The 11,478-nt window shown below is 65.7% G+C and carries 9 protein-coding genes; 5 read left to right on the forward strand and 4 right to left on the reverse strand.

Annotated elements, in window-relative coordinates:
• Nucleotides 1-269 precede the first annotated feature (269 nt).
• Nucleotides 270-2,171, forward strand: coding sequence for a biosynthetic arginine decarboxylase (gene speA, locus HY699_17675; GenBank protein MBI4517638.1), 1,902 nt, complete (start codon nt 270-272; stop codon nt 2,169-2,171).
• A 184-nt stretch (nt 2,172-2,355) separates the two neighbouring features.
• Here speA and HY699_17680 read toward each other — a convergent pair whose 3' ends face one another.
• From HY699_17680 to HY699_17695, 4 genes are all read right to left on the reverse strand, one after another.
• Entirely contained in the window at nt 2,356-5,274 is a 2,919-nt protein-coding gene (locus HY699_17680; protein MBI4517639.1) for an SUMF1/EgtB/PvdO family nonheme iron enzyme, read from the reverse strand.
• A 104-nt stretch (nt 5,275-5,378) separates the two neighbouring features.
• Nucleotides 5,379-5,834, reverse strand: a complete 456-nt coding sequence (locus HY699_17685) for a PIN domain-containing protein (GenBank protein ID MBI4517640.1) — start codon at nt 5,832-5,834, stop codon at nt 5,379-5,381.
• Nucleotides 5,831-6,070 carry a ribbon-helix-helix protein, CopG family gene (locus HY699_17690; GenBank protein ID MBI4517641.1) on the reverse strand — a complete coding sequence of 80 codons (240 nt, stop codon included), beginning with the start codon at nt 6,068-6,070 and terminating at the stop codon, nt 5,831-5,833. Before HY699_17690 ends, HY699_17685 begins: the two co-directional genes overlap by 4 nt.
• Before the next feature lie 329 nt (nt 6,071-6,399).
• Complete coding sequence (locus HY699_17695; GenBank protein ID MBI4517642.1) at nt 6,400-7,404, reverse strand: glutathione S-transferase family protein; 1,005 nt, start codon at nt 7,402-7,404, stop codon at nt 6,400-6,402.
• Between the two features lie 181 nt (nt 7,405-7,585).
• On the opposite strand from HY699_17695, the gene HY699_17700 reads away from it, so the two are divergent.
• From HY699_17700 to HY699_17715, 4 genes are all read left to right on the forward strand, one after another.
• Entirely contained in the window at nt 7,586-8,686 is a 1,101-nt protein-coding gene (locus HY699_17700; GenBank protein MBI4517643.1) for an acyl-CoA/acyl-ACP dehydrogenase, read from the forward strand.
• Between the two features lie 109 nt (nt 8,687-8,795).
• Nucleotides 8,796-10,043, forward strand: a complete 1,248-nt coding sequence (locus tag HY699_17705; protein MBI4517644.1) for an acyl-CoA dehydrogenase family protein — start codon at nt 8,796-8,798, stop codon at nt 10,041-10,043.
• Between the two features lie 179 nt (nt 10,044-10,222).
• Nucleotides 10,223-11,224: a D-2-hydroxyacid dehydrogenase gene (locus HY699_17710; GenBank protein ID MBI4517645.1), complete on the forward strand. Its 1,002-nt coding sequence runs from the start codon at nt 10,223-10,225 to the stop codon at nt 11,222-11,224.
• Between the two features lie 124 nt (nt 11,225-11,348).
• Nucleotides 11,349-11,478: GIY-YIG nuclease family protein (locus tag HY699_17715; GenBank protein ID MBI4517646.1), on the forward strand; the 130-nt coding region annotated here is incomplete at its 3' end.

The raw sequence follows: 11,478 nt of genomic DNA on the forward strand, positions 1-11,478 counted from the left end.
GCCGGCCGGGCGGGTTGAGGGCAGCTCGTCTCCAGCTTCCCTCCTGCCGGTTCTCGGAAATCCTGCAACGCAAGGCGGCTTGCGGTTAGCCCGTAGGGCAGACTGCGCCTGCCACATCCCGGGTCGAAGAGGGACGGCAGGCGCAGCCTGCCCTACTGCTGCTGGAGGTGAGCTTGCTCGCTTCTCGGCGGCAGTTGCGCGCGCGCACAAAGGCGCTATAGAGGACCGGCGACTGAGTGACCACGCAGGCGTGAGGAGAAACTAAGAGGATGCGAGCCTGGACCGTGCGCGACAGCCTGGAGCTGTACAACGTTACCGCTTGGGGTGCCGGCTTCTTCTCCGTGAACGACACCGGGCACGTGGAGGTGCGGCCGCGCGGTAACGGCGGGCCGGGAGTCGATCTCCTCGATCTGGTGCAGGACCTGCAGCAGCGCGGCTTGCGGCCGCCCATCCTGGTGCGCTTCTCCGATATCCTGGCGGCGCGCGTGCAGGGCCTGTGCGGAGCCTTCGGCCGGGCCATCAGCGAGTATGGCTACAAGGGGCAGTTTCGCGGCGTTTATCCCATCAAGGTCAACCAGCAGCGCCACGTAGTCGAGGAGGTGGTGCAGTACGGGGCGGCTGAAGGCGTCGGCCTGGAAGCCGGCAGCAAGCCGGAGTTGCTGATTGCGCTCGCCGTGCTCGATACGCCGGGAGCGTTAATCATCTGCAACGGCTACAAGGACCGCGCCTACATCGAGACCGCGCTGCTGGCGCAGCGGCTCGGCCGCACGCCGATCATCGTCGTCGACCGCTTTCGCGAGGTCGAACTGATCATCAAGATCGCCGGCGACCTCGGCATTCGCCCGCACATCGGTGTGCGCGCGCGCTTGACCACCAAGGGGGCGGGCAAGTGGATCGAATCGACCGGCGACCGCTCGAAGTTCGGCCTCACCGCCGTGGAAATGGTCGAGGCCGTCGAGCGCCTGCGCGCGGCCGGCATGCTCGACTGCTTGGAGCTGCTGCACTTCCATATCGGCTCGCAGATCACGGCGATTCGGGCGCACAAGGATGCCCTGAGCGAAGCCAGCCGGCTGTTCGCCGGCTTGCATGAGATGGGCGCGCGCCCGCGCTACATCGACGTCGGCGGCGGCCTGGGCGTGGACTACGACGGCTCGCAGACCAACTTCCACTCCTCGATGAACTATTCGGTGCAGGAGTACGCCAACGACGTCGTCGCCTCGATTCAGGAGGCTTGTGACGGCAAGCAGATTCCCCACCCCGACATCGTCACCGAAGCCGGCCGGGCCATGGTCGCCCACCACTCGGTGTTGATCTTCGACGTCCTCGGGGTCAACGAAATCCTCTCCGGCAAGCCGCCCGAGCCGGTGGCCGAAGGCGATCACAAGGTGATCAAGGACCTGGCCGAGACTTGGACCACGATTTCGCAGAAGAACGTGCTCGAGGCCTATCACGACATTCTCCAGCTACGCGAGGAAGCTTCGACCTTGTTCTCGCTCGGCTATCTCGACCTGCGCGGGCGGGCGCGCGCCGAGCGCTTGTTCTGGGATTGCTGCGAGAAGATCCTGCGCATCGTGCGCGAGATGCCCTATGTGCCCGATGATCTCGAGCCGCTCGAACGCGGCCTAGCCGACACCTACTACGGCAACTTCTCCGTCTTCCAGTCGGCGCCCGACCACTGGGCGGTCAAGCAGCTGTTCCCGGTCATGCCGATTCATCGCCTGGAAGAGAAGCCCAACCGGCGCGGCGTCTTCGCCGACCTCACCTGCGACAGCGACGGCAAGATCGACAAGTTCATCGATCAACGCGACGTCAAGGACGTGCTCGAACTGCACGCCTGGAACGGGCAGCCGTACTACATCGGCGTGTTCCTGGTCGGCGCCTATCAGGAAATTCTCGGCGACCTTCACAATCTGTTCGGCGATACCGACGCGGTGCATGTCCGGCTCGGCGCCGACGGGCGCTACGCGGTCGAGCACGTCGTCGAGGGCGACGAGGTGACCGAGGTGTTGCAGTACGTGCAGTACGACAAGGGAACGTTGATCGAGAAGGTGCGCCGCACGATCGAGGACGCCATGCGTGCGGGTCAGATCACGCTCGAAGACTCCGCCCGCCTGCGCCGCCACTACGAGCAGGGGCTGACCGAATACACCTACCTGGCGCGCGACGAGTAGCGGGCGCGGCGTCCCGATCCGCCGCGCTGATCGCTGATCCGTAGCCCCGTCTCGGTGCCCTCAGTGGCACGGAGATCGGCCGGCACAGCCGGCCCTACTTCTTTGGACCTTGGACCTTGGACTTTGGACTGCGTTCGAGGAGTAAAGGAGTAAAGGGGCCAAGCCACACCCGACTGGTCACTGGTCACTGACCACTCGTCACTGCTTCCGGGTCCTGGGCACACCGAAAACCGATGCTGCGGAAGCGGTCGTCGGGATGGTTGCCGATGCGGCACGCGGCGCGCAGGACGTCAGCATCGTCGTCGAACGAGCCGCCGCGAAGAGTCTTGGTGTCCTTGTCGTTGTCGTACCAGGAGTCCGTCCACTCCCACACGTTGCCCGCCATGTCCATGAGGCCGTACGGCGACGCGCCCGCCCGGCAGCTCCCGACGGGAGCCGGCTGACCACTCGGGTTACCGAAGACCGCGCGCGACGGATCAGGGTCGTCCTCGCCCCATGGGTAGCGCCGTCCATCGGTTCCCCGTGCCCCTTTCTCCCACTCCCACTCCGTCGGCAGACGCAGGCCCGCCCACTGGCAGTACGCTTGCGCGTCGTGCCAGTTCACGCCGACCACGGGTTGCTGCGGCTGGTTGAAGCGCTCATCGTCCCAGGACGCGGGCTTCTTCGCATGCGGCTTGGCGTTCAAGAACTGCGCGTACTGAGCGTTCGTCACCAGATAGCGCGCCAAGTAGAAGGGCGCGTCGATGCTCCGCTCGGTTGGCGAACCTCCTGCCAGGAACGGTCCGGCGGGTATGAAAACCAAGTCTGTTCCGTCCGTCGGGTTGGTGCGCTGCAACGGCAGCCCCGTGACCTGATCGACTGGAGCGCCGGAAACCTCTCGGGCGACACCTTCCGCCGACAGGATGCCAGCAATGAGAGGTCTCAACGAAGGGTCGCGGCGGGCGATTTCCTCCAAGCGATCCGCGACTGCCTCGATCGTGTGTCTCGGCATCGCACGCAACGCCAGCAAGGCCGCGTAGCGGTGCGCCGCCACGTCAACGCCTCGCAGACGGGCCGTGAATCGTCGCCATCCCGTCAACGGACGAGCCGCCTCAACGAACGGCTCAGCGGAAAGCCCTTGTGCATCCCGGATGCACTCGGCAGTAAAGGACTCGTGCCCGCGCAGCTTGCCGGCTGCGGCGACCGCCCGCATGAGATCGGAGAAGAAGCTGGGATTGTGCAGGCCGGCGAACAGGCGGGTCACCTCGCGCCACCAGCTCTCATCGTAGTGGTCTATCAGAACCTCGAAGCGGCGCTGATTGCGAATTTCCTCCGCCGCCAAGTACTCCTGGAAGCTCAGATGGAGGAAGCCGTACTCATCGGTGCCGTAGCCGGTGAGCAGGCCGCTGCGGTCACGCACGCTATCCAGAAACGCTTGCGTATCGATCTCGCGGTGTAGGCGCGTGGCACACTCGCTCAGCACCGGCCGGATCTCGTCTTCACGTGCCGATCGGCGGTCGCACTCGCCGTGCATCCACAGCGCCAGCGGTTGCAAGAACTCTCGCGCTTCCTTGGCCCGGAGCCCAGTGTCGAGTCGCCTGGCCTTGTCCCAGTGCTCCAGCAGCATGTCGACGCACTTCTCGTACAACTCGACGCGCTTGTCCGGCAGATCCCCGCCTTGATAGCGCACCAGCGCGATGAGCTGCAGAAGCATGGGGTTGACCGCCAGCCGCCGCAACGCCTCGTAGTCCCAGATGCGCTCCGCAAGTGTGCTGGCCTCACGCTCGGCTTGCTCCAAAACGGCCGCGGACCCGTCTTTCAGAAAGGAATAGACGACGCGGTACCAGCGTCGCAGGAAGTCATCCACCTCTTGCCTCCGCAACGGCGCAACGTCTAGCTGGAGATGCGGTGCCTGCAACGGGGCAGCGCGATACCCGGCGAAGCGCGAGGTGACCACGATGCGATTGTCCGGATAGCGCTCGGCGAGCCGCTCGATCCACCGCGACACCTCGATCCGCTGATCGCGGTTGGCAACCTCGTCCAGGCCGTCGCACAGGAGCAAACAGCGGCCGTCGGTCAGCGCGGGTGCAAAGAAACGCGGCGGGAAGTCCTTGATCGCGGGATCGCTCGCCGCCTGCAGCGCTGGGGCAAAGTCGTCGTCGACCCGCACGTTGCGCAACGGCACGAAGACCGGCAAGGTGTCGGCACCGAGACCCAGCTCGCCCTGCCGGCCACCGGCGCAGAGGAGAGCGAGATGCTTGAGCAGCGTCGTCTTCCCCGATCCCGGATGACCGAGCACCGCGACCAGGTGCAGGTCGCGTTCGAGAGCGAACTGCCAGGCAGACGAAAAATCACGCGCCTCGCCGCTTGCTTCCGTCAGCGCGGCCCGCTCGGTGGCGCGATCGAGCATCGCGATGGTGGTACGAATCGGCACCAAGACCTTGTCGAGATCGATCGGCATGGTCAGCGCGGTTGGGAATCCGGCCAGTGAGAGATGGCGGTGTTTGTCGACCAGCTTCAGGTACTCGGCGCGCAAGTCCGCCCGCTCGCCGCCGAACGGCGCCGCCACCGTCGCGCCGAAGCGTTGCGCGCACCATTGCACGAGCAGCTCGCGCAACGTGCGCTCGAACGCTCCGACCTCCTCGTACGTCGTGACGAACCAGGCCGGCTCGCGATCGGGCGCCTCATACCGGGCGCGGAAGTTGGTGACCTTCTTCCACTGCTCCAGCCCGTCCGGAGTCCGCAGCGGCTTCGGATCCGGCCGTGCGTTGGAGAAGAACATCCAGATCGTGGGACGATCCCCAGTCTCCTTGCGGGTCGCTTCGGCGACGTTGAACTCTTCCTCGGTGCCCGACTCGGCCACGCTGGTCGGCGTGCCGAATCGGGACCACAGGATGCCGACGAAGATGTCGCAATCCCGAACGTGTTGGTTGATGGCCGCCTGCGGGCGCACACCGTCCTTGAGCGCGTGGGTCTCCCAGCGGACCGCATCGAGTACGAACCCTTGCGACTCGCCCATACGCCGGCTCACCGCGAGGACGGCACTTTCGGCGATTGCTCTCTCGTTGGTCACGTCGCCAGGCGAGGCGATGAAGACGCGAATCTTTGTCACTTCGGAAGACATGAGGGCCTCACCACCCACCCGGCCGGGGGATTCGGCGTGGGCCTACTACCGCCGGCCGGGCTACCGCCGCTGTTTGGCCGTGCCCTTCCATCGGAGGCACGGCATCACCTCTGCCGTCGCGGCGGCACTGGCTGGGGCATAGCCGGGATAACGACCAAATCGAATGCGCGCCCGTCAGCCAGGCGCACGGCGCTGAAGTGGCGAACGTCGCGTGTCGCGAGGCGTCGAAGGTCAAGCTCGTCCGCAAGTGCAACAATGGTCGCGTCAACCAGCCCGAGCTGCAGGTCGGCATATGCGGCGTCGATGGCGATGGCACGGCTGAGCTGCGCGTCTGTCGGGGGGGCGTAGATGAACGCGCCGCGGCGGATGTCAGCAATCAGGCTGCGCATGGCCTGGCGTTCTGCGCGCAGGAAGTAGTCGATCTCCGCGAGCACGAGCCCCGGAATGTAGCGAGCGCGGGCCGCATCTATCGCCGCACGGAAAACCCGGTGATCGGGAGCAGACTCGACCAGGTAGTCGACGAGCGCTCCCGTATCGCAGATGACCGCCGGCTGGCTCAACGTTCAAGGTCCCGAAACAGCTCGCTCTCGTCGGCGCATTCTCGCAGGCGTCCCTTGATGACGCCAGCGGAGCGCGGCCGCGGATGCTCGCGGAACTGCTCCAGCGCCCGCCGCAGCTGTCGGCGGACGAACTGGGATCGGGAGATGCCCTGCTCGCGCGCCGCCCGATCGAGTAGCCGCGTGGTCTCGGCATCCAGGGTGATCGTCGTGACAGGCTTCGCTCGCGAGAGTGTCATGGTCGCACTATACCCTCGCACCCGAGGGAGTTGCAAAGCTGCCGTTCGCTCATCCGATGACCGGCGCCTTCCTGAACACTCGCCACCGTTTCCGAGCCGCCTCCCGTCCAACCTTCTGCGCCGGCCGCTTCTATGTTGTAACCGCGGTGCAAGACCCGAGACACGGCCGGTACAGCCGGCCCTACTTCTTTGGACCTTGGACTTTGGACTGCGGCCAAGGAGTAAAGGGGCCAAGCCACACCCGACTGGTCACTGGTCACTGGTCACTGACCACTCGTCACTGCTTCCGGGTCGATACCGCGAATTCCACGAGCCGCTTGCGAGCACCTCTAGCTCCGGCTGGTCAGCGCTTCGTAGCACCCGGCCTGCTTTAAGATGGGAGCGAGCGCCGACTTGTCCGCCACGGCGGCGTAGCGGGCGCGCAAGGCGGCCAGCGACTTGGCGTGGTATTTCTGCGTCTCCTGCGTGTACGGCTTGCCGGCTAGGGTCATCGAGAACTCCTTCTGCCCCGCCGCCAGAGCTTGCGCGTTGGCAATCGTCCACGGCAGGAAGATGGCACCGATCTCATCACGGAGCAGCGGCATCAGGGTCGGTGCCAGCGCCGCCCACGGCTCGAATTGGCCTTCGTTGCTGGGATCGAGCATGCGCCGGGCCCAAGCCAGAACGTTGGGCGCCTTCTGCTGCATGAGCGCGGCCGGCGTCGGGTCGGTGGAGCACTGGTAGAGTTGCGCGTACAGTCCGAAGTCACCGAAAGCGGGCCGGCCGCCGAAGAGATACGGGCGCCGCTCCAGGTGGGCGTCGAGAATGGCGAGCTGGCGCAAGAACGAGCCCTCAATCTGTTCTTTGGTTTCGGCACATGAGCCGACGAACTTCAGCCGCGGAATCATTCGCCCCTTGATCATTTCAACGGCGCCGATCAGCTCGTCTTCCGGCAACTCCGGCATCATGCTGCGGGCGAGGCGCTGCGCGGCCGACTGCTGATCGGGCTCATACCACCAGCGGTAATGGAACATCGGCTTGTTGCCCCACTCGTCGCCGTACTCCTCGATCAGCGCCGAGATGAACGCCGGCGCGGGGTCGGCGGGATGGATCGACGACTCGGGATGGAGCGCCTCGAAGTGCTCGATGATCGGAGTCGAGTCCTGCAGGCCCTGGCCCTCAGGCGTGACCACCAGCGGGATCAGCGGCAGCTTGGCGTAGCGGCGAAACTCCTCCTCGGTGGCGGGGTTGCGAATCAACCACTGGTGCGCGATGCGCTTGTAGCGGAAGTAGGAGCGGACCTTCACCGAGTAGGGCGACAGCTCGTTACCGAAGATGCGGTGGACGTTGGACATGATACGGCCTCCTTTCGCGCCGGCGTCTGACTCGGCGTAGCTGGTTTCGGCCGTGGAGTCGATGCCACGCTGGGGTTACAGCGCCGACGGCGGCGCAAGATCTTCGTTGACATAGCTTGCACCCTCTCGCTAAGGACAGTGGCGACATCGCCCCCGGGCGCCGCCCGACACAGGAGCCGCTATGAACTTCGACTTCTCCGATGACCAGAAACTGCTGCAGAAGACTGCCCGCGAGTATCTGAGCGAGCACGCGCCGCTGAGCCTGTGCCGGGCGGTGTTGGAGTCGGCGGCGCCGTACTCGGAGACGCTGTGGCAAGGGGTGGCGCAAATGGGCTGGCTGGGCACGGCGATTCCCGAGGAATACGGCGGTGCCGGCTTCGGGCGCTTGGAGCTGGCTGTGCTGGCTGAAGAGGTAGGGCGTGCCTTGGCGCCGATTCCGTTCTCGTCGAGCATCTACTTGGCGGCGGAAGCGTTGCTGCTGGCGGGGTCACCGGCACAGAAACAGACCTACCTTCCAAAACTCGCCAGCGGTGAGTGGGCCGCCACCTTCGCCCATGCCGAGCAACCGGGTGAGTGCGGTGCCGCGGCCATCACCACCAAGTTCGCCGGCGGCAAACTCACCGGCAGCAAGGTCCCAGTGCTCGACGGCGCGGCTGCCCGCTTCGCCGTGGTTACGGCCACCGGCAACACTGGCGTGGTGCTGGCGTTGGTTGACCTGACCGCGACCGGGGTCGAGCGCACCGCCGTTCGTTCGATCGATCCCAGCCGCTCCCTGGCCGGCATTCGCTTCAACGCCGCGCCCGCCGAGCTGCTCGGCGATGTCGGCGCGGGTTGGAGCACGGTGCAGGCGGTGCTCGACCGCGCGGCGGTGTTGATGGCGTTCGAGCAACTCGGTGGGGCCGAGCGCGCCTTCGAGATCACGCGCGAGTACTGCTTAAGCCGCTACGCCTTCGGCCGCCCGATCGCTTCGTTCCAGGCGCTCAAGCATCGGCTGGCTGACCTCTACGTCGAGATCGAGTTGGCGCGCTCGAATGCCTATTATGGCGCCTGGGCGCTGAGCAACGACCGCCCCGAGTTGGCGGTAGCCGCGTGCGGCGCGCGTGCCGCCGCCAGCGAAGCCTTCGAGCTGGCCAGCGCCGAGATGATCCAGTTGCACGGCGGCGTCGGCTACACCTGGGAGTTCGACTGCCACCTGTTCTATCGCCGCGCCAAGCTGCTCGGCGTCGCGCTCGGCAGCGCGCACCATTGGCGCGAACAACTCATGGAACGATTGGGGGCGTGATTTGGGAGGTCAACAACGGATTCAACGGCACGTGCATCACTGCCGGAATCAAGAATCCGTTCAATCCTTTAATCGGTTGTATTCTTTGTCCCGCATGAAGGAGTGACTGATGGATTTCAATGATACTTCGGAAGAAGCCGCTTTCAGGGCCGAGGCCCGGGCCTGGCTCGAGGCCAACGCCGAACGTCTGAAAGCCGGAGAGCGCGCCCCGGGCCTGGCCGAGGGACGGGCCGATCAGGAGTTGATTCAGCGCTCTCAGCAGTGGCAGGCAAAGAAGGCCGACGCCGGCTGGGCCTGCATCACCTGGCCGAAGGAGTACGGCGGCCGTGGCGCCAGCGCCATCCAGAGTGTGATCTGGAACCAGGAAGAGAGCCACTACAAGATTCCACCGAACATCTTCGGCATCGGTCAGGGCATGCTCGGGCCGACGATCATGGTGCACGGCAGTAGCGAACAGAAGCAACGCTATCTGCGGCCGATGCTGCGCGGGGACGAGATCTGGTGCCAGCTCTTCAGCGAGCCCGGTGCGGGCTCGGACTTGGGCGGCTTGCGCACCAGCGCGGTGCGCGAAGGTGACCAGTGGGTGATCAACGGCCAGAAGATCTGGACCACCGGTGCCCAATATTGCCGCTGGGGCATGATCCTGTGCCGCACCGATCCCGGCGCGGAGAAGCACAAGGGCATCACCTACTTCATCGTCGACATGAAGTCTCCCGGCATCGACATCCGACCGATCAAGCAGATCAACGGGCTGTCGGGTTTCAATGAGGTGTTCTTCACCGACGTGCGCGTATCTGACGACAATCGCGTCGGGGCGGTGAACGAGGGCTGGCGCGGGGCGCTGACCACGCTGATGAACGAGCGCCACTCGATCGGTGGTGGTGCCGGTGGGCCGGACTTCGGCGATCTGCTGCAGCTGGCGAAGGAAACCTTGTGGGAAGGCCGGCCGGCATTTGCCGACAGCGCCGTGCGCCAGCGGCTGGCGCGCTTCTACATTCGGCTCAAGGGACTGCAGTATACCGGCTATCGTACCCAGACCGCGCTGTCCCGCGGCGCAATCCCCGGGCCGGAGAGTTCTATCGGCAAGCTGGTCGGGGCCCCGCTGCGGCAAGAGATGGCGAGCTTCGCCGTCGACCTGCAAGGTGCCGCCGGTGTGGCGATGGATGGTGCCGCCAGTGCCGATGACGGCCTGTGGCAGTTGATGTACCTGGCCACGCCCGGGCTGCGCCTGGCGGGCGGCACGGACGAGATTCTGCGCAACATCATCGCCGAACGCGTCCTCGGCCTGCCCCCCGAGATCCGCGCCGACAAAGGTATGGCCTTCAAGGACGTGCCAACCGGTCCGAAGAACACCTGAACGCAGCGGCCGGCGGAAGTTGATTCGCGCCGTTGACATGGCCTTGCCAGGCTGCGGGTGACGCGCCCGCTCGGCCCACCGGTAGTCAGGGGCGCGGGTGTTCGCCTCGGCCTTGGCTCGATCCTCGTTGCGGTGTTGATCTTCTAGCGTATTTTGAGGTCGTGTAGGGCAGGTTCTCCATGGCGCGTTTTCTGACCAACCGGAATTTTCTCGCCACCCACGGCGAACGCTACCGCGCGCTATGCGCGCACGGCGGGTATGACGCCGAGCCGATTACGCTGCCCGACGACCCCACGGTGCGGCTCGACCCGGCGGAACTGACCGAGATCGAAATCGCCTGCTGCACGGATGACTTCGAGGCGGATCCGAGCTTTACCCGGCGCTTCCTGGGTAGCGCGTTGCGCGCGCCGAATCTGCGCTGGCTGCAACTCCCCAATGCCGGCATCGATCACCCGGTCTTCGGCCAGCTGCTGGCGCAAGGCGTCACGCTGACCACAGCTTCCGGTGTTACGGCCGAGCCCATCGCCCAGACTGCCATCGGCGGCTTGCTCGCGTTGGCCCGCGGCTTTCCACGCTGGGAGGAGGCGCGGCGCCGTCACCAGTGGCTGCCCCACCCTAGTGGTCAGCTGCCGCGTGATCTGCGCGGGCAGACTATGGTCATCGTCGGCGTCGGCGCCATCGGCAACCAGATCGGCCGACTGGCGCAAGCGCTCGGGCTGCACGTGATCGGAGTGCGCCACCGAGCACGTACGCTCGCCGATCATGTTGACGAAATGCATCCGCCCTCGGCCCTGGCCGCGCTGCTGCCGCGAGCCGACTGGCTGGTGCTGGCCTGCCCGCTGACGGATCGGACGCGCGGCTTGGTCGGTGCCGCTGCGCTGGCGCTTCTGCCCGTAGGTGCGTACCTCATCAACGTTGCCCGCGGGCAGATCATTGATGAAGCGGCGCTGGTGGCCGCCTTGCAAAGCGGCCGGCTGAGCGGTGCCTACCTCGACGTGTTCGCGGTCGAGCCCTTACCCGAGGACTCGCCGCTGTGGGAGCTGCCGCAGGTGATCATCTCGCCACACGACTCGGCCGCGGCCAGCGGCAACGCCGCGCGCATCGCCGAGCTGTTCTTGCGCAACTTGCGCCACTGGCTGCAGCACGAGCCGCTGGAGAACGCGGTGGCGGCGCCGGGCTGATTCGCCGCCGGCCGCGGGTGCGCGACAAATTTGTGGGTAACGTGGTTCGGTGTTATGGCCGTCATTCCCGCGAAAGCGGCCGTCATTCCCGCGAAAGCGGGAATCCAGTTTGGCGTTTGGCGCTATGGACAAGCCGTTCTGCGTTTACATCCTGGCCAGCAAACGGAACGGCACGCTGTACATTGGGGTGACCTCACAGCTGGCAACGCGGGTGTGGCAGCATAAGAGCAAGGTAGTGGAGGGTTTTTCGGCCA

The organism is Deltaproteobacteria bacterium, assembly GCA_016210005.1.
Classification (GTDB): Bacteria; Desulfobacterota; Binatia; order HRBIN30; family JACQVA1; genus JACQVA1.